Origin of the sequence: Lutibacter oricola (assembly GCF_900106565.1) — a bacterium.
Taxonomy (GTDB): domain Bacteria; phylum Bacteroidota; class Bacteroidia; order Flavobacteriales; family Flavobacteriaceae; genus Lutibacter; species Lutibacter oricola.
This window is the reverse complement of the sequence record NZ_FNNJ01000007.1, coordinates 69,778-90,000: the sequence shown is the minus strand read 5'-3', so window position 1 is coordinate 90,000 and position 20,223 is coordinate 69,778. Positions and strand designations below refer to the sequence as shown.

The 20,223-nt window shown below is 30.7% G+C and carries 15 protein-coding genes; 8 read left to right on the top strand and 7 right to left on the bottom strand.

Going from position 1 to position 20,223, the window contains the following annotated elements:
• Window positions 1-12: 12 nt before the first annotated feature.
• From BLU40_RS12695 to BLU40_RS12665, 7 genes are read right to left on the bottom strand one after another with little or no spacing between them, the layout of a single operon-like run.
• Complete coding sequence (locus BLU40_RS12695) at window positions 13-1,746, bottom strand: family 43 glycosylhydrolase (protein ID WP_090124109.1); 1,734 nt, start codon at window positions 1,744-1,746, stop codon at window positions 13-15.
• 2 nt (window positions 1,747-1,748) lie between these two features.
• Window positions 1,749-2,444, bottom strand: coding sequence for a DUF6250 domain-containing protein (locus BLU40_RS12690; protein ID WP_139170964.1), 696 nt, complete (start codon window positions 2,442-2,444; stop codon window positions 1,749-1,751).
• Between the two features lie 11 nt (window positions 2,445-2,455).
• Window positions 2,456-4,030 (bottom strand): sulfatase family protein, encoded by a 1,575-nt coding sequence (locus BLU40_RS12685; protein ID WP_090124105.1) that lies wholly within the window; start codon window positions 4,028-4,030, stop codon window positions 2,456-2,458.
• Window positions 4,031-4,048: 18 nt separating this feature from the next.
• Complete coding sequence (locus BLU40_RS12680) at window positions 4,049-5,599, bottom strand: DUF4955 domain-containing protein (RefSeq protein ID WP_090124102.1); 1,551 nt, start codon at window positions 5,597-5,599, stop codon at window positions 4,049-4,051.
• A gap of 3 nt (window positions 5,600-5,602) precedes the next feature.
• On the bottom strand, window positions 5,603-6,778 hold the full coding sequence (locus BLU40_RS12675) for a glycoside hydrolase family 88 protein (RefSeq protein ID WP_090124100.1): 1,176 nt from the start codon (window positions 6,776-6,778) through the stop codon (window positions 5,603-5,605).
• 16 nt (window positions 6,779-6,794) lie between these two features.
• Window positions 6,795-9,677, bottom strand: coding sequence for a DUF5060 domain-containing protein (locus tag BLU40_RS12670; protein WP_090124098.1), 2,883 nt, complete (start codon window positions 9,675-9,677; stop codon window positions 6,795-6,797).
• A complete protein-coding gene (locus BLU40_RS12665) occupies window positions 9,677-10,732 on the bottom strand; it encodes a LacI family DNA-binding transcriptional regulator (protein ID WP_245729949.1) in 1,056 nt (351 codons plus the stop codon). Before BLU40_RS12665 ends, BLU40_RS12670 begins: the two co-directional genes overlap by 1 nt.
• 91 nt (window positions 10,733-10,823) lie before the next feature.
• On the opposite strand from BLU40_RS12665, the gene kduI reads away from it, so the two are divergent.
• The 8 genes from kduI to BLU40_RS12630 all read left to right on the top strand — a co-directional run bounded on the left by kduI (window position 10,824) and on the right by BLU40_RS12630 (window position 20,223).
• Window positions 10,824-11,666 carry a 5-dehydro-4-deoxy-D-glucuronate isomerase gene (gene kduI, locus BLU40_RS12660; protein WP_090124095.1) on the top strand — a complete coding sequence of 281 codons (843 nt, stop codon included), beginning with the start codon at window positions 10,824-10,826 and terminating at the stop codon, window positions 11,664-11,666.
• Window positions 11,666-12,460: a gluconate 5-dehydrogenase gene (locus BLU40_RS12655; RefSeq protein WP_090124092.1), complete on the top strand. Its 795-nt coding sequence runs from the start codon at window positions 11,666-11,668 to the stop codon at window positions 12,458-12,460. Before kduI ends, BLU40_RS12655 begins: the two co-directional genes overlap by 1 nt.
• A gap of 33 nt (window positions 12,461-12,493) precedes the next feature.
• Complete coding sequence (locus BLU40_RS12650; protein ID WP_090124089.1) at window positions 12,494-13,666, top strand: DUF4861 family protein; 1,173 nt, start codon at window positions 12,494-12,496, stop codon at window positions 13,664-13,666.
• A gap of 453 nt (window positions 13,667-14,119) precedes the next feature.
• On the top strand, window positions 14,120-14,845 hold the full coding sequence (locus BLU40_RS12645; RefSeq protein WP_090124086.1) for a LytR/AlgR family response regulator transcription factor: 726 nt from the start codon (window positions 14,120-14,122) through the stop codon (window positions 14,843-14,845).
• Window positions 14,846-15,021: 176 nt separating this feature from the next.
• The gene (locus BLU40_RS17605) at window positions 15,022-15,180 is read left to right on the top strand and encodes a hypothetical protein (protein WP_175454789.1); all 159 of its coding nucleotides are present in this window, start codon (window positions 15,022-15,024) and stop codon (window positions 15,178-15,180) included.
• Window positions 15,181-15,417: 237 nt separating this feature from the next.
• Window positions 15,418-17,316, top strand: coding sequence for a tetratricopeptide repeat-containing sensor histidine kinase (locus tag BLU40_RS12640; RefSeq protein WP_139170963.1), 1,899 nt, complete (start codon window positions 15,418-15,420; stop codon window positions 17,314-17,316).
• Between the two features lie 5 nt (window positions 17,317-17,321).
• Window positions 17,322-17,996, top strand: a complete 675-nt coding sequence (locus tag BLU40_RS12635; RefSeq protein ID WP_090124080.1) for a response regulator — start codon at window positions 17,322-17,324, stop codon at window positions 17,994-17,996.
• Window positions 17,997-18,276: 280 nt separating this feature from the next.
• Complete coding sequence (locus BLU40_RS12630; RefSeq protein ID WP_090124077.1) at window positions 18,277-20,223, top strand: protein-disulfide reductase DsbD family protein; 1,947 nt, start codon at window positions 18,277-18,279, stop codon at window positions 20,221-20,223.

The window sequence follows — 20,223 nt, the reverse complement described above, 5'->3', positions numbered from 1 at the left end:
AATAACCTATTGTTAGTTGATTTCAATAATTTTTGAACCTTTTTTAATACCGTTTTCATTAAAAGTATCAATGGTAAAATAATATTTTTGAAGTTTGTTTAAACTTCTAATTGTTAGACTGTTGTTTTTTAAAACTTGATAGTTATGGTACAGTTTTTCAGGATCTGTACCGTATCGAATATTATAACCCAAGGCATTTTTATCGGTATTCCAACTTAAGCTAACTTGCCTTCTGTCTTCATTGTTTCTAATTCCAGTTAAAGTTCTTTCAAATTGAGGTAAATTTCCTTGTCCGTTTCCAAACACTCGGAAATCTGATAGTGCAAATTTTCCGCTTGGTGTATAATAATTGGTAATTTTTAAAAAACGAGCCTTAGTTGAGGTTTCTAATTGAAGGTAATTATGCGGAACATCAGCTTTGTTTTTTGTTTTATCAATTAAGGTTTTCCAAGTTTTATTGTCTAAAGAATATTCAACCAAAAACTGTTGATAGATATTGGGTTGTCTATTAAAAAGTTTAGTGTTTTGCTCTGCAAAATTTAATTGTATAGCGTTAATTTCAACTTCTTTTTCTAAATCTATTTGAAACCATTCTCCTTTGTTTCCAGTTTTTGCGCTCCAATAAGTTCTTATTTCTTCATCGGTTGCTAAGTTTTTTGAACGCCCTTCTAATTCAGAAGAAACTTCAATTGGTTTGTTATAAGAAAGTAACATCCAATTTGGAAAAATATCATCAATACTTTCAATTTTCTTCTTCGGAATTATTATTGGAAAATCACCTAATCTAGTGTTTGAATACAAAACTCCATCTTTATCAAAAAACGCAGGATAAAAGCCAATACGTCTTTCAAACTTATCTTTTACTGAAATTGCGATGGTTCCGACATGCCAAAAGTTTCCATATTTATCTTCAAAAGTACTTCCGTGTCCGGCTCCACAAGCAAAACCTTCTGGCTTGTAAGCAAAAGAATTGTGTTTGGCAAGTGTATATGGCCCTAAAGGGTTTTCAGATTCATAAACGCCATCGCAGTACGATTTTTCTCGAGTTCCAGGAGCAGAATATTGTAAATAATATTTTCCGTTTCGTTTATTCATCCAAGCCCCTTCTAGCCAAGGAGAAACTTCAGTTTTTGTATTATAATCTCCTCGAATTTCCCATCCTAAGTTTTCAGGATTAGGAAATATAAGCTCTTGTGTTTCGCCTATAAATTCAAATGTAGTTTTATCAATTTCAACGCCATAAATCGGATTTTTATTTGAGCATCCCCAATATAAAAATAGCTTATTGTCATCATCTAAAAAGAATGCCGGATCGGTCATTGGAACCTTTAAACCATCTTTAACCAATTGCCATTTTCCGCTTTTTGGATCGGCAGATTTGTAAACTGTATTTTTTTTACCGTTTGAAGCTAAAAAATAAACTTCGTTATTTAAAACAATGGCTGTTGGAGCATATTCTTCCGTAGGAATTTCGTTAGTTTCAATAAAAGCCCACTTTGTTAAATCATCCGAGAACCAGTATCCGCCAGATTTTGAAGCAAATAAATAGTAGGTGTCTTTAAATAAAATAACAGTAGGATCTGCAGCCTCGCGCCTTGAAACACCATTTGGCATAAACCTATAACTTAAATCCATTGGATTACAGACTGTAGATAATTGCTCTTTTTCAATCTTTTCAATTTTACATTGAGTAACTATGAAAACTATTAAAGCTATAAAGCCGATACGTGTTATTAATTTTGCCATTTTTAAGGTTTTGTTATGTTGAAAGTATCAATCAATAAGTGGTTTTTATAAGATCTGAATCCGAAATAACCAGAACGGTACAAATTTTCATCTTCGATATTGTAAACTAAGTTGTTGTTGCAAAAATATTGAGTGCTATTTTCGGTAACCACTATTTTTATGTGATTTGCTGTGTTTGCAATAATTTGAAATTTAGGATTCTCTATATCGTGTTCAGGTTTTAAAGGTCTTTCTCCATTTCCAAAATGTTTTCTAAATCTGGTTTTTGTATTGTTATGTCCGCCATAACCAACATAGTATAAACTTAGTGGAAAGTAGTTTGAAAACACACCTCCGCGTAGTTCCGAATTTTTAAAGAAATCTGAATTAGCAGGATCATTTGCCATCCAAAAACAATTCATGTCAGCAACTCTATCATGTTTGCCACCTTTGTCTACAACAGTAATATTATATTCAATGGTTACAGGAGTTTGTAATTTATGCTTAAACCAAACCACCGCACCATTTTCTTGTGAAATTTCTAATTGTTTGTTGTTAATTTCAACAAAGCCATCTTCCATTTGTTCAACAACCCAATTGTCTAAATTTTTGTCAAAGTCATCAGCATACAGCACTTTTGTGCTAGTTTCACAACTTATAAAAAAGAATGTTGAAACCAATAATAAAACTATGCGACTGCTGTTTTTAAAATGGATCATTAATGAGCTAGTTAACTATTTGGATACGGAATTAGGTTGCTATATTTTTTTTGTTGAAACCAAGGATCGTTAGACATTTTTAATTTTTCACCTAACGATTTTAATAGTTTATTTGAAATTTCAGGCAATGCTTTTAAATCAATCTTATTTAATTGATATGGGTCATTTATATTGTCGTACAAATAAGCTTCTGAAATTTCGGTTCCTTTATCGGTATCCCATTGTTTTTTATTTTCTTCTAAACACAAGGTGTATTTTCCAGAGAATATACCTCTAGAATTTCCTAACATTATTAAAACGTCTTCTGGTTTTTTTACTGAATTATTTTCTGGATTTAGAAGTAATTCCGCAAAATTAGTTCCTTCTACTTCCGAAGGAATTTGGTTTGACAATCCTGCTAATCCCATAGCGGTTGGCAATACATCAGTTGCTCCGAACAACACATCTGTTATATCAGCTTTTAAACCCTTCGGCCAATGAACAATAAATGGTACAGATAGCGATTCTAATTGAAATGAATTTTTACCAGTTCTACTATGGCTACCTAACATTTCTCCGTGGTCTGAACTAAACATAACAATAGTATTATCTAGCTCTCCCATTTTTTCTAATTCATCAATAACTTGTCCAATGTAATTGTCGGCACTAGTAACGTTGGCATAATAATGGCGCGCATAATTAGCAACTTTTAAATCGGCATTTTTTCTAACTACTAACTTGTCATCAATCTCAGGAAACTTATCTGTATCATAATGCTTGTGTAAAGTCTCCATATCTGTATTTTCATCATCCCAAGGATTATGCGGTGGATTTAAAGCCCAAATCATACAAAAAGGTTTGTTTGCATTACGCTGACCGTTTTCGTTTTTTAAGTACTTAATAATTTTTTCAGCTTCATTTTTAGCTGAAAAAACTTTTGGTAAGTGTAATTCACCATCTTTTTTACCTTCAATTGTACTTGGATCGTTTGAGTAAATTCTAGGATTAAAATGCTCATCTTTTAAAGCTTGGTAAAAGTATTCGATATTATGACGTTTTCCTGGCGGAATATAAGTGTCATATGTATTTGCATAATGCCCTCCTGGTGCTTCTGTAGTACCTTGATAGTTTCCATTTTCGTCAAATAAAGGTTCAGTTTTTAACCAATGACATTTTCCGAAGTAAGAAGTGTTATAACCAGCTTTGAAAAATAAATCTGGAATGGTAGCAATATCATCTTTTAAACTATGCTCTCTTCCTTTTTTACAGTTGTTCCAAATTCCGTTTTGTTCAGGATACATTCCAGAAAGCATCATTCCTCGGTATGGGCTACATAACGGGTAATTACTTACTGCTTGCGTAAAAACCACACCGTTTTTTGCTAGTTTATCAATGGTTGGAGTTAATACAGGATCTGGTTTTCCTACTACGTGTTTTTTATAGTTTTCTTCGCTCCAAAAACCAGCACTGTATCGCCTTAATTGATCTGGAAAAACAATTAATATATTTGGCTTTTTTGTTGTAACAACAACCTCTTTTTTAACTTCGCTTTTACAACTTAACAGCAGTAATGAAATAGCTATAAGTAATGTGTTTTTTAGTTTCATTTTATTAAAATATAAATGCTATTTTTTTTCTTTTGAAATCCAATTTGGTAATTTACCTAGTCGAAGTTTTAATTGTTCTTCGAATAAAGATTCTGGTTTTACAGGAGTACCATTGCTTTCTACAATTTGAACTTCATCTTTTTTGAAAGTTGTTCCAGCTCCGTGAAAACCAACAATTATAGGTGGTACATTTCTCCAATACCAAGAGTTGGTTGCTATAAACCTGAAATCTTTTTCAGCCTCATCGGTTTCATTATAATTCCAAAATACTAAATACCTTCCGTGATTTGGTAAACTTTGAATAGCTCCACCTGCTCTACCTGTAAAAAAACCACCATTAACATTATCTAACAAAGTACAACGTGGTTGAGATGCGTGTGATTCATAACAAGTGTGTGATGGATATGTACATCTCCAAATTACAGTTCCGGTAGTGCTTCCACCACCAACACCAACGGAATGATGCATACCAGCCTCATCATTAATTTTCGCTAATAAAATTCCTGTTGAACCATTTGATGCGTGAATTGCCGCGTGACCAATATTGCCTTTTATATCAACATTAATTACCGTACAAGCCGCAGACGAAGAAATACTTGCAGCATTGTTCACATTTTTAAATGTACAGTTTTGAATCCAAGAATCTACAGCATCTGAAAGACTTAAAATACTCCAACCACCATCGTGTTGGGCATTTTTATGATGAACAAACTTTTTAGTCCAATTACCTTCAAAAGTTAAGTTTTCAAATCCAACGTGATGTACGTGTTCAAATTTTAAAATTTCCCATCCATATTTTGATTCAATATCATAATGAATTGGAGAAACCAATGTTACTTTTTTTTCTGTTACTGAAGCAACTTGATGACGCTCATTTACCATAACACCTTCATTTAAAATTTTCTTCCACTTTGGATGAGGTTCTAACGGGCCAATATCAGATTTGATGAGTTCTTTACTATTGTTTTTTACCTTTATAATAATCCAATCTCCTTTTTTAATTTTTGAAGCATCTTCAACTTTAATAGAAAAAGTTTCACGTTTTGAATCTCCAATTATTTTAGTGATGAATTTATCATTTTTCTTAGCTTTTACTTTTATTGCTGAAGGACAAGACCATAGTTTATTAGGGTCAGTTGGTGGTAAATCTTTATCAAAAAACAGGATGGTATTTTCTTTATCTTCACCTCTAAAAACAATTTTTGAAGACTTGATTTCGATAATACTTATATCATCATTTTGAGTATTAATGTAATACCTTCCTTTAGGAAAATACACAATGCCTTCCCCATGTTTATCAGCAGCTTTAATGGCTTTTTTTATAGCGTTTTTATCTGAATTTAAATCATTTGGAATAGCTCCAAATTTGGTTACATCAAACAGTTTGTAGTTAACAGTTGGTATTTCAACTTCGCTATATTTATAACCTGCGTAAGAAAAATCAGGTAAAATGGCTTCATTTCCAGTTGTTTTTGAAGATTTAAAATCTTCCCAAACATTACTAGTTTGAGCTTTACAACTTAAAAGACTAAAAACTAACCCAGTTAAAAAAATATTTTTAAAGTTCATAAGTTATTTTTTTAGTCTAACTAAAGCTTCTAAATAGTAGTAATCTGCATAATTTAATGGCACATCAATTTCATTTCCGTGAGGAATACTACCAACACTATGTTTTAAAATAAAATGTTTGTTTTCTCCAACTTTAGCAGTGTATGTATCTGAAGCCAAAGAAGTCATTATTTTGTCGATTGCAGGTTGGTAATTATTCTTAGAAAAATCATCTAATTCAATTAATGCAGAAACTGTTATAGCGGCAGCAGAAACATCTCTAGGTTCATTAGGAATGTTTGGAGCGTTGTAATCCCAATATGGAATTCCATCTTCTGGTGTTCCTTTATATTCTGTAATAAATTTTGCAATTTTTTCAGCTTGTTGTAAGTACTTTTCATCTTTTGTATATCGGTAACAAACGGTGTAACCGTATAAACCCCAAGCTTGTCCGCGAGCCCAAGCACTTGTATGTGCAAAACCTTGAGCTGTGTGTTTGTTTCTAACTTCACCAGTTTCAGGATCGTAATCTACAACGTGTACAGAACTATTATCTGCTCTAAAATGATTTTTTAATGTTGTATTTGCATGTGTAATTGCAATGTTTTTGTAGCTGTCGTCACCTGTTAATTTAGAAACTTCAAACAATAATTCTAAATTCATCATATTATCAATAATTACAGGGTATTTCCAACCTCTTTCTGCTTGCCATCCGCCAGTTACATCCCAACTTTTAATACAACCAATAGTTGGATTGAAACGAGTGCTTAACGATTTAGCAGCAGTAATCATTACTTGTTTAAAATTCTCATTTTTAGTTATCCTAAATCCATTTCCGTAAGAGCAATTAAATACAAACCCTAAATCGTGATTGTTAGTTCTAAATTTATGTTCTTCAAATAAACTTTGGAATTTTTCAGCAGCTACTTTCCATTTTTCATCTTTTGTAGTTTCAAATAAATACCAGCAACTACCAGGGAAAAACCCTTCAGTCCAATCGAAATTTTTATGTGCAAAGTGCATTTTTCCTTCCGCAGTTAAAGTTCTAGGAATTCTATTTGCTGTTTCAGCATCTTTTACTAAATGTGTAATTTGTTCAGCAGCTTTGTCTATTTTACTTTCTTTTTTTGAAGTTTTTGTTGAGCAAGAAATGAAAAGTGTTAAAGCTATAAGTAATAAAGTTGAGTTTAGTGTTTTCATGTTATTTTAATGAAAATTAAATGTTATTTGGGTTGAAGTTTTTCTTTTTGGTAAGTATCCATTTGTCAAATTCAAAACCGTCTTCACGCATTGAAAAAGAAATAATGTAATCTCCTTTTTTATCGAAATTTAATGAGATTGTGTTTGGAGTACCACAATGATTTTCTGGAACACGTTGAGCAGATGTCCAAGTCCATTTATTTTTACCTTCACAAAGTTGAATACGAGCACCAGTTTCTGGCCAAGTTTCGTTTATGCCAACATGCAAGCCGTTATCTTCTGGACCGCTAGAATATGCTTTTACCCACACATAATACTTGCCAGGAGATTTAATTTTTACTTTGTATGAAACAATAGCTCCAAAACCTGGTAACGGATAAAAATTTTCACCAGTAATTAATTCATCATCATGTGTTACACGTGTATCAGGTAAAGCTTCAATATAACTATTTTTACTAGCTGTTTTTTTGTGGTTTTCTAAGTTTTTAAAAGGAAGGCTTTCACTGTTTGAACGTGTATACCAATCTCTATTTGTTCCGTTTGAAGTTTTAAAATGAAAATCTTCAGCTTCAATAGTAAAAACCCCTTTTTTATCTGTAAAAGGTGTTGTTTTTTCATGTTTGTTTGAAATTTGATAACCACCGCCAGGAATAAGAATAATAGAGTTCCATCTACCTCTTGACCACGCAGTTTCATCGTTTTCTGGTATTTTTTTATTGGTTACTGCTTTTGCTTCAACTTCAATAATGTCATTTGTTTCTAAATAAATTTTACCAATGTTGTGCTGCGTTTCTTCAAACGATTTGTCTGTTTCTGGGTTTGTAAATGTAGAAACAATGTTTCCGTTAATTTTAACTCTATAAACAGATTCTCCATCATTTTCAGCCATTGATACTAACATACCTTTGTAAATTCCATTAGCACCTTTAAAAATAGTTGTAGCGTTCGCGAATTTATCTCTTAAAGTTTTTTTACCTGCATTTATTGCTAAAGCTTTGTTACGATTGTCTACGTAATAAGTAGCTTCAGAAGTTGGATCAATTTCAAAATCTGATAACGCGTTTAGAATAATTTTTTCTTGTTTGTTTTTAGAGTTACTTACAACAGCTTTTTTAGATGTATTTGTAATTAAAGCAACCCAATCTTTTTCTTTATTTGGAGGAAAACCAATTGAAACTTTTTTACCACCTTTAATTGTTTTTACACTTCCTTTTTGAAGTTCTCCACCAACTCTAGGGTTGTACCATTTTATATTGAATTTTGAGTTTGCACCTATTAAATTCAATATGGTTTTTTCAACCTTAGGAAGATAAATTACGTATGTTTTTCCATTTTCAGCCAACACATAATCATTGGAATTATCTGTTAATCCGTTTGCAGATTTCATATGTTGAAATGGCACGTGATTTTGAAAAAAGTCTAACGCGTGTTTTGTTTGATCCCAAAGAATATCTCTAGACCTCCAATCTTCACATTTTAAATCGTTGTGCGCATATTTATATCCAAAATACCATTCTACACCAGCACCACCAGCCATTAAATTCCCCCATAAAACTTCATGTCTAATTTCATTGTGTTCAGGGTCATCAGCATCAGGTTTTGCACCTGTATCTGCCGGGCCAATTTCATCTTGACAAACTACCCATTGTTTACCTGCTTTTTGAGATTCATTTATCCACTTTACAATTAAACGATGCACATCTTTTGGATGGTGAGTTTGCATAGACGGACCATCTAAATACTCGTAACCTAATAATGGGTTTAGAAATGGATCTTGTGCTTTTGGATCTGCATGCGTATGTAGAGCAACAAAATTTTTATATGGGTCATGGGTTTTAATGTACTTGGCCATTGCCTTTCTATCCTTATCGTCTTGCCCTTTTGGAGTCCAGCTTAGCGGACCGTTTTCTTCACCTAAATTCCAAGTAATTGCTAAATGATGAGAAAAACGAGCAATTAACTCACGATAATATAATTTACGTTGTACACCTAGTTCACCAATGTCTAATAGTAATTCATTTTCAGTTTCTTGAGTAACAATATGCATCATTAAACCAAGTTTTTCCATATGGTCAAAAACAATTTCCCATTGGTCTAGTTTGCTACAATCAAAACGGTAACGCTCGTTTATGTTATTCCAAGGCCAAACATCGTTACCATCACCTTGCACACTCATTGTTAAAAAGTATACAGAATTCATTCCTTTTGAAGCTAAATAATTTAACGCTCCAATCATATTTTTTCCTTTACCGTTTTGCCAAGTTGGATCACCGTTTTTCCAATCTTTTGCGTGTGCTTCGTATTTGTGAGAAGGTGGTGTTTGATCAAAATCATAATAACCCAAAAAGCTCTCTGGGCTATCGGCTCCTCCTTTTAAAAAGTATTCTTTTGTTTCTTCGAATTGTAAATAGCGTTTGTTTACATAATTTAAGCGGCCTTTACTTCTAAAATCACGACCAGTTTTGTCAGATTTTTCAATATTGAATTTTCCGTTTAAACCATTAAATGAAATAGGTTCTCCTGCATTAGGATTATCATTTATTGCAATTTGATTCCCTTTTCTAAATGAAACATTGTAAGTCCATTCTCCAATTTCATCAGGAGTAAACCGTACTTGCCAAATTTTACCATTTGTAGCACTAGTTTCTGCTGAATTTCCGTCTGCCGCATAAAACCCAGGAATAATGTAGGTTTTGTTTTTGTTTTTGAAGGTTACATTTAAGCGGTAGTTTAAAAATGGGTTATTGGCATCATTTTCTGATAATTCTTCACCAGTAAAACTTAATGTTATTTTGTGCCATTTTTTTAATTCGCCATTAAATTCAACTTTGCTGTTTTGAGCGTAAACAGCAAGAGTTGAATAAAAAATAATCGAGGTAATTATATATAATTTCTTCATTAGTTATTATTAGTTTTTGAAGATGAGTTTCTTATAATAAGTGTTGGTTCTAATATGGTAGTTTTATTTTCTCTTGTATTGTTATTCAATTGGTCAAACAATATATTGGTTGCAACTTTACCCATTTCAAAACTTGGTTGGTTTACAGTTGTTAAAGAAGGTTCAATAACTGCGGAAACAGGTTCGTTACTAAAACCTGCAAAAGCTATTTGTTCGGGAATTTTAATGTTTTGCGATTTTAAGTATTGCATGGCACTAATTGCAGCCATATCATTTGCAGAATAAATGGCATCTACATTTGGCAGATTTAGTGCTTTTTTAGCGTTTTCGATACCATCTTCTTCCATTAATTTAGATTCAATTATGTATTCTTTTCGTATTGGGTACTTATGTTTTTTTAATGCAGCTTTGTAACCTTTACATCTGTTTTGATATAGTAAGTTTGTTTGAGGGCCTGAAAAATGAACAATATTTTTATAACCATTAAAAATTAAGTGCTCAGTAACTTCAAAACTTGCCTGAAAATCGTCAATTATTACATTGGTGTTCTTTTCTGTTTCGCAAGGTCTATCAAAAAATATCATTGGAAAACCATTGGCTTTGTACCTGTCTAAATGGTTGTAATTTGTAGTTTCCATAGAAATTGAAATTATAATTCCATCAACTCTGTTAGCTAATAGGGTTTCAATTAATTTTTGTTCACGCTCATAACTATCTAAAGATTGACAAATAATAACGTCATAACCAGCATCGTAAGCAGTTTCTTCAATTCCAGCAATTGCAGAAGCGAAAAAGTGACGTGAGATACGAGGAATAATAACACCAATAGTATGTGTTTTGTTGGTTCTTAATTTAGAAGCTAAGCTATTGCGTTGGTAACCTAATTCTTTTGCTTTAGCTGAAATTTTTTCTTTTGTTTTTTTAGAAACTCGTGGACTATTGTTTAGCGCTCTAGAAACGGTAGAGCTATCAATTCCTAATTCTTTAGAGATATCATGAATAGTAATTTTTCCTTTATGCATATAATTTTTGAAATTGGTTTGGTGTAATTTCATTTCAAATATAGTATAAAAAAATTCAAAAATACAATCGATTGTATTTTAATAAAATATTTGTACTTTTATGCCTGAATTTAAAAAGATATTTATGAATACAAATTACGAAGTTAGATATGCTTCAAGTCCAGAGGCTGTAAAAAAATATGATACACAAGCACTAAGAGATGAGTTTTTGGTGAATGATTTAATGATTGCTAACCAAGTAAAATGGGTGTACTCTCATTACGATAGGTTTATGGTTGGTAGTGCTGTGCCAGTAGGTGAGGCTCTTGCCTTAGAAACTTTAGATACATTGAAGTCTGAAAACTTTTTAGATAGAAGAGAGTTGGGTGTTATTAATATTGGAGGTTCAGGAACAGTTACAATAGACGGAGAGTCTTATGTTTTAGATCATAAAGAAGCGTTGTATGTTGGGCAAGGAAATAAGAGTGTTGTATTTACAAGTGAGTCTAAGGAAAATCCAGCACAGTTTTATTTAAATTCTACTCCAGCACACAAGGCATTTCCTATTAAAAAAATTGGAATTAATGATGTTGAGGTTGTTGAATTAGGTTCTCCTGAAACTGCAAATGCACGTACATTAAGAAAATATATAGTAAATAGTGTTGTAGATGTTTGTCAACTACAAATGGGTATGACAACTTTAAAACCTGGAAGTGTATGGAATACAATGCCTGCACACGTCCACGATAGAAGAATGGAAGTGTATTTTTATATTGAAGTGCCAGAAGATCAAGCAGTATGTCATTTTATGGGACAACCAAATGAAACTCGCCACATATGGATGGCAAATAACGAAGCTGTAATTTCTCCACCTTGGTCAATACATTCAGGTTCAGGAACAAGTAACTATACATTTATTTGGGGTATGGCTGGTGAAAATTTAGATTATAGTGATATGGATATGTGCGCAATTAATGAAATGAGATAATGTCTATAAAATTATTTGATTTAACAGGAAAAGTTGCTTTAGTAACAGGTGCAACTCACGGATTAGGAATGGCTATGGCAATTGGTTTAGGAAATGCCGGAGCTACCTTAATTATTAACGGAGCCTCTTCACAAGAAAAATTAGACAACGCAGTAGCCGAATATAAAAAGTTGGGTTTAAAAGCTTTTGGTTATCGTTTTGATGTTACTAATGAAGCAGAGGTAATTGAAAATATTACAAAGATAGAGACTGAAGTTGGTGTTATTGATATTTTAGTAAATAATGCTGGTATCATAAAGAGAACTCCATTAGAAGAAATGGAGGTTGCAGATTTTGAACAAGTGATTAAAGTGGATTTAGTAAGCCCTTTTATTGTGTCTAAACACGTTGTAAAAGGTATGATTTCTAGAAAAGAAGGAAAAATAATCAATATTTGCTCTATGATGAGTGAGCTTGGTAGAAATACTGTTGGAGCCTATGCAGCTGCTAAAGGTGGGTTAAAAATGTTAACTCAAAATATGGCTACTGAATGGGCTAAACACAATATTCAAATAAATGGAATAGGACCAGGATATTTTGCTACATCACAAACAGAGCCAATAAGAGTTGATGGACATCCGTTTAACGATTTTATTGTTGGTAGAACTCCAGCTGGACGTTGGGGAGATCCTTCAGATTTGCAAGGAGCAGCTATATTTTTAAGTTCAAAAGCAAGTGATTTTGTTAGTGGGCAAGTAGTTTATGTAGATGGTGGAATATTAGCGACTATTGGAAAGCCAGCAAACGAAGATTAAATAAATGTATATTTTTTATACCCAATTTATATTATGAAATTAAAAACAGTTGCATTCATTATTTTTTGTATTGGTTTAATTACAAGTTGTTCACAAGAAAAAGTGAAGCAACTTATTACCATAGAAAACACGTTAAATATTGATAGATCTTTTGAAACAGTTGAATTGTCTAAAGATTTTTTAAAGGTTGAAGATTTAACTACAATAGGAATTAGAGATGTTAGTTCTAACAAAATTCAAGTATCACAATTAGTAGATATTGATGGAGATGGAGTTGTGGATCAATTGTTATTTCAGCCAAAAATAGCTGCTAATTCAAAAAAAAAGTTTGAAGTTGTTACTATTTCAAATGAAGATAAACCAGTTTTTGAAGAACGTTGTTACGCTCGTTTTGTTCCTGAAAGAACAGATGATTTTGCTTGGGAAAACAATAAAGTAGCTTTTAGAGTTTACGGGCCAACGGCTCAAAAGATGATAGAAGATGGTGTAAAAGGAGGTACGCTTTCAAGCGGTGTAGACGCGTGGTTAAAACGTGTTGAATACCCGATTATTAATAAATGGTATAAAAAACACTCAGATAAAACAGGTACTTATCACGAAGATACAGGTGAAGGGTTAGATAATTTTCATGTAGGTGTAAGTAGAGGTGTTGGTGGAATTGCTGTTAAAAAAGATTCGTCATATTATTTTTCTAAAAATTATACAGATTGGAAAGTTATTTCTACCGGACCAATTAGAACTAGTTTTTATTTAAATTATGAAGATTGGGATGCTAATGGGAATATAATTAAAGAGTCTAGAGTTATTAGTTTAGATTATGGAAGTAACTTATCTAAATTTGAAATTAGTATAGAAGGTACAAATAGAGTTGCAGCAGGTTTAACATTGCACGAAAAAGATGGTGAGGTTACAGGTAGTAGAAAAAATGGATGGGTTAGCTATTGGCAGCCACATGCAGATTCTGAATTGGGAACAACTATTTTAGCTTCGAAAGAATATTTTATAGATTTTGAAAAATATGTAACTTCAAAAAAAGATTTAAGTAATGCTTATACTAACTTGAATGTAATTAATAATAAAGTAATTTATTATGCAGGTTTTGGATGGAAAAAAAGCAAACAGATTAATAATAAAAAAGAATGGGAAAACTATTTAAACGAGTTTTCTTTAAAGGTAAACACACCTTTAATTATTAAACAGTATTAAATTTATAGAGTTAATAAAAAAGAAGAAACCTGATAATTATAAATTATCAGGTTTTTTTTAGTTAGAATTTTTATCTAACTATTTCTAGTGTGAATTGTAGGGGTTAAAAAATACTTTTACTCACTACCTAATGTTATAAATAGCCCTTGAATATCATTTGGTAATTACTTGTTTAATGACTAAATGTATTTTTCATTCACACTATGTAAAGGTTTTAGTATATTTTATGGTTAAATACCACTCTCAAAGTATTTAACTATAGTAATTATTAAAATAAATACTTACTAAAACGTTCTTAATAACAAATACTAATGTTTAATAGTACTGTAAATGTACGCCTTAATTGAAGGAATTGAATTGTTTTAACCATAAACATAAGGAGGATTTCCCTTACTAAAAGTAGTGTTAACTTATCTACCTTTGGTAGATAACCATATATCCCTTCAATTAAAAATGCGTAATTATTTAATAATTGACAACAATCAAAATTCTATCCAAAGCATAAAAAATGTTTTGAATGATTATGCCGATTTTAATTTTATCGGCATTTGTAATGAGTATAATACAGCTATGAATGTAATTTTAAAGGAGGCACCTGACCTTGTTTTTTTTAATATTGATAATGTAATTGAAAATCCATTTGAATTTACTAGAGAGCTAAACTTGTTTAATCAGGAGTTTCCTGTATTTATTGCAATGTCTAATTCGAAAGATAGGTTGTATGAGGTTATTAAAAATGGATTTATCGATTTTTTATTAAAACCATTGTCTGAATTAGAAATTAGAAAATCGGCTTTAAGAGTGCTAAAAAAAATCCCTGCAAGATCAAGAAAGCACTTATGTTTAAAATCTTATAAAGATTATCAATATCTAAAAACAGATGAAATTTTATTTTTGAAAGCCGATAATAATACTACTGATTTTTATATGAACGATGGAAATATAATAAGTGCCTATAAAACCCTTAAAACTTTTGAAAGTACGCTACCAGATAATTTTCATAGAATTCATAAAAGTTATATAATAAATAAAAATTTTGTGTCAAGAATTCAATACGGCAAGCATTTTTGTTCTATTAAAAAGAATAGTTATAAGGTTCCTTTCACCAAAACTTATATTAAAAATATAGAGCTTATTAATAAAGCGCTATCCGGTCATTCTTATCAATCCTTAAATTAAATTTCCCTCTCAAACTAATAGTATTCCCTTTTAGATCCTTTGGTTTTGCTAAAGACAGTTGTTTTTTTTAGTATAAAATATTGTTAATAAGTAGTTTAGCTGTGTTGTTGAAGGTTTTTTAGTTAGAGCCTTTCAAGTTAAAAATAATTTTTAAACCCTTATAATCCCTTAAAAACATGAAAACTATTAAATTTCTAATCGCATTATCATTATTTTCAACATTGTTTATTTCTTGTACATCAGATAGTATTGATACAGATGAACAATTATATTCATTAGATCAAGTAAGAGCTGAAGGAGAAGAAGGAAATGAAACATATGCAGACGGTAGATAATTCCGTAATAACATATTAACCTTAATAAAGCCTTAAATTTATACTTTAAGGCTTTTTTAGTAGTTTTGTTTTAAATAAAAAAAGCTTTTGAATAAATACTTTTTATATAGTCTACTTATTTTTTTCTTTTTTTCTTTTTTATTGGGTTGCAATAAAAAGAAAAAGTTAACCCCTAATAATGCTGTTGGAGATAGCATAATTTTTTTATTAAAAGAGTCAAAGGGAAAAAAATACACATTGGATGAGAGAATATTATTTTTAGACAAAGCTTTTGAAACTGCAAAGCAGGTAAGGGAAGATACTGCAAGAATTAAATATTTTAGAAAAATATCATTAATTGCTTTAAGCACAAATAAAACCCAGTTGTTTAAAGTAAATAAAGAAGCTATTGCTTTAGCTACAAAGTTAGATGATTCTTTAAGCTTAGGTGATATTAATTGGAATTATGCAGGTTATTATACAAGAAAACATATATACGATAGTGCTTATTATTATTTTAATAAATCGTTTTTACAATTTAAAACAGTAAAACATGATTATTATGTTGCTCAAATGCTATATAATTTAAGTTTTATTCAAGGAAGAACTAAAGATTATACCGGAAGTGAAATATCAGCATATGAAGCTATAAATATGTACGAAAAATTAGATGTTGATATTTATAAACGTTTTAATAAGAATCAATCCTTATATAATTGTTATAATCACTTAGGCTTAGTTTATAGAAGTTTAAAGGAGTATGATAAATCAATTATAGCAAGTAATAAAGCTTTAGAATATCTCAAAAAATCTCAAAAAAAGAATAATTTTAAGGAATGGACATTAGGGAACTTAGGACTGGTTTATAGAGATCTAAAAGAGTATGATAAATCAATAAGTTATTTCGAAAAATCACTTGAGAATTCAAATTTACAAAAGGAAAATCTAAGTTTTTATGTTAGAGTAATAGATAATATTGCTTATACTAAATTTTTAAAAGGTGACACTTTAAATGTTTATAAAGACTTAAATTATGCTTTAAGGATAAGAGATAGTTTAAAGAATAATGCAGGTATTGTTTTAAGTAAAATGAACCTTGCAAAATTTTTAGCATATAGGGGCGATACTGCTCAAGCAATTGAATATGCTAAATCAGCTAGAAAAATAGCTTTTAAAATTAGTGGTTATAAAGATAGGTTAGAGATGCTTAGTTTACTATCTAAGTTAGAAAAGAAAAACTCTGTTAACTATCTAAATAATTACATTAGATTAAACGATAGCCTTAATGTTGAAGATAGAAAAACTAGAAATAAGTTTACTAGAATACGTTTTGAGACTGACGAATATATTGAAAAAACAGAAATTTTATCTCAACAAAAAATACTTATCTTAGGGTCTTCTTTAGTAATACTTTTATTTATGTTATTAGCATATTTAATAAGGTTTCAAAGATCAAAAAATAAAGAATTACTTTTTGAAAAAGAACAAGAAAAGTCAAATCAAGAAATTTTGTCATTAATGTTAAAGCAACAAGCAAAATTGGAAGAAGGTAGGTTTAATGAGCGTAATAGAATTGCAGCGGACTTACATGATGGTGTTCTAGGAAAAATTTTTGGAACAAGATTGGGCTTAGGATTCTTGAATATGAAGGGTGATGAGGAAACAATGAAGCAACATCAGTTATATATAGATGAACTACAATCCATTGAAAAAGAAATAAGAACAATTTCTCACGAATTAAAAAGTGAAATTTTATTTTCTAAAGAAGATTTTAATGTAATTATTGAAGATTTAATAATTCAAAAAGCAAAATTAGGCAACTTTAAATACGAGTATAATTGCGATAAACAAGTTGATTGGCTTACAATAAGTGATGAAGTAAAAATTAATTATTATAGAATAATACAAGAGGCTTTACAAAATATAATTAAGTATTCTAATGCAGATTTAACAAAAATTTCAGTTAAGTTGGAGAATGAATGGTTAACTTTAAAAGTCGAGGATAATGGAATTGGGTTTAATTCTAAGCAAAAAAAGAAAGGAATTGGTCTTAAAAATATGAGAAGCCGGGTTAAAAACCTTGGAGGAATGTTAAATATAAAATCAGAAATAAATATGGGTACTCAAATATTGGTATCTTGCGAAATAAAAAAATAACTGTAATGAGTAAGACTTATAACATTTTAATTGTAGATGATCATCCATTAATAGCGAATGCATATAAAAGTGCATTTGATTTGGTGTCTTCAGAAAATGAAGAAGTCGATTTCAATATAACTATAGTTGAAAATTGTGATGATGCTGTTGAAGAAATAGAGGAAGCGGTTTCAAATAAAAAAGGAATTGATATTGCATTACTAGATATATCCTTACCGCCATCTTCAGACGGAAAGATTTTATCTGGTGAAGATTTAGGAACTAAATTAAGAAAAGACATTCCTACTTGTAAAATTGTAATTTCAACAACGTTTAATGATAATTTTAGAATTCAAGTAATTTTAAAAAGTGTAAATCCAAATGGGTTTTTAATAAAAAATGACATAACAAAGGACGAGCTAATAGTTGCAGTCAAATCAATTCTTGAAGATACTCCTTACTATAGTAAGTCAGTTTTAGAGTTATTTAGAAAACAAAATTCGGTAGATTATAAATTAGATAAAATAGATAGACAATTAATTTATGAAATGTCTATTGGTACAAAAATGAAAGACTTACCAACCATAATTCCAATGTCACTGGCAGGCTTAGAAAAAAGAAAAAAACAACTAAAAATTCTCTTTGAAGCTGATGGTGATAGAGAGTTAATATTAAAAGCGAAAGAAAAAGGGTTTGTATAGTACAAACCCTTTTTCCGTCTTTGAGAATCTTTAATTTTTGCAATTTTCCTTGTTGATTTTTTAAATGTAATATTTATTATACTCAATTTAAAGTATATGCGATTTTTTTTTAGAAAAACAAGCTATTCGTATGGTAAAACATTTTTCAGGTAGGGTAAAACCCTACTTTTTTAAATTTATACATTAAGAAAAATTTAACAACATTTTTTTAGGGTTAAAAGTTTCCATAACGACAGAGTAATAATTATTGTTTAATTTTGGAAATTCAAATTTGAAATAGATGAAAAAACTCTTTTTATTACTAGTTCTTGTAAGTACATCGGTATTCGCACAAATTCATAATCCTGTAAGTTGGTCAACTAAAGTTGAGAAAATAAGTGAAACAGAATATGATTTAATTGTAAAAGCTGAAATTGAAAACAAATGGCATTTGTATTCTCAAAACGTTCCTGAAGATGGGCCAATTGCAACATCGTTTGCTTTTGAGAAACTAGCAAATTATGAATTAGTTGGAGATGTTGTGGAAGAGGAAGGTCATACGGTAGACGATCCTGTTTTTGGAATGAAAATTAAGTATTTCGAAAATGAAGCAGTGTTTAAACAAAGAGTAAAACTTCTAACCAAAGGAGATTTAAAAATTACTGGTGAAGTTGAATTTATGGTATGTGATGATGCTAATTGTTTACCACCAACTTTTGAAGATTTAGAGTTTAATGTTTCAGGAGCAAATAAAGGTATTACAAATATTATTTCAACAAAAGAAATTGAGTCTAAAGAAAGCAAAAAGCCTAAAAAAAGTAATAAAGGGCTATTAAGTATATTTATTATTGCATTTTTTTCAGGTTTTGCAGCCTTATTAACTCCTTGTGTGTTTCCTATGATTCCTATGACAGTTAGCTTTTTTACCAAACAAAGTAAAAGTAAAGCAGCTGGAATTAGAAATGCTGTAATTTACGGGTTGTCAATTGTAATTATATATGTTTTTTTAGGCTTATTAGTAAGTGCTATATTTGGCGCTGATGCCTTAAATGCGTTATCCACCAATGTTTGGTTTAACATAATTTTCTTTTTGTTATTAATAGTATTTGCAATTTCTTTTTTAGGAGCTTTCGAAATTACTTTACCAAGTTCTTGGGGAACCAAAGTAGATGCGCAAGCTGATAGAGGAGGTTTAGTAGGAATCTTTTTTATGGCCTTGGCCTTGGCAATTGTTTCTTTTTCATGTACAGGTCCAATTGTTGGAACCTTATTGGTTGAAGCAGCTGCAGGAGGAAATCAAATAGGTCCGGCTGTTGGTATGTTAGGGTTTTCGTTAGCATTGGCAATTCCATTTGCGTTGTTTGCAGCTTTCCCAGGTTGGTTAAATTCTTTACCAAAATCTGGAGGTTGGTTAAATACAGTAAAAGTTGTTTTAGGGTTCTTGGAATTAGCCTTAGCATTTAAATTCTTATCAAATGCAGATTTAGTATTACAATTACATTGGTTAGAGCGTGAAGTGTTTTTAGCAATTTGGATTGCGATTTTTGGAGCTTTAGCATTATACTTATTTGGAAAAATTCAATTGCCACACGATTCTCCTTTAGAGCATATTTCAGTAGGGAGATTAGGTTTAGGTTTACTAGTGCTTTCATTTACAATTTATATGATTCCAGGGCTTTGGGGAGCGCCATTAAATTTAATTAGTGCTTTTCCACCAGCACAACATTATAGCGAGTCTCCATACGGAGTTGGAAATAGTCAAGGAGGTGGAAGTGCTCACGGTGATATTCCAGAAGGAGCTCACGTAATGGCTCCACATAATATTATTGCATTTAACGATTACGATTTAGGTTTGGCATATGCTAAAAAAGTAAACAAACCAGTTATGATAGATTTTACAGGACACGCTTGTGTTAATTGTAGAAAAATGGAGCAAAACGTTTGGGCTAAAGACAAGGTTTTAAATATTTTGAAAAATGATGTTGTTTTAATTTCATTATATGTAGATGATAAAAGACCATTGCCAAAAGGTGAAGAAATTGAATCTAAACTTAGACCAGGTAAAAAACTAAGATACATTGGACAAAAATGGAGCGAGTTTCAAACCATAAAATACAAAGCAAATGCACAACCTTTTTATGTATTAATGGATCATAATGAAGAAAATTTAATAGATCCTGTTGCATACACACCAGATGTAGATGAATATTACAATTGGTTGAAAAAAGGAACTTCAAATTTTAAGTAA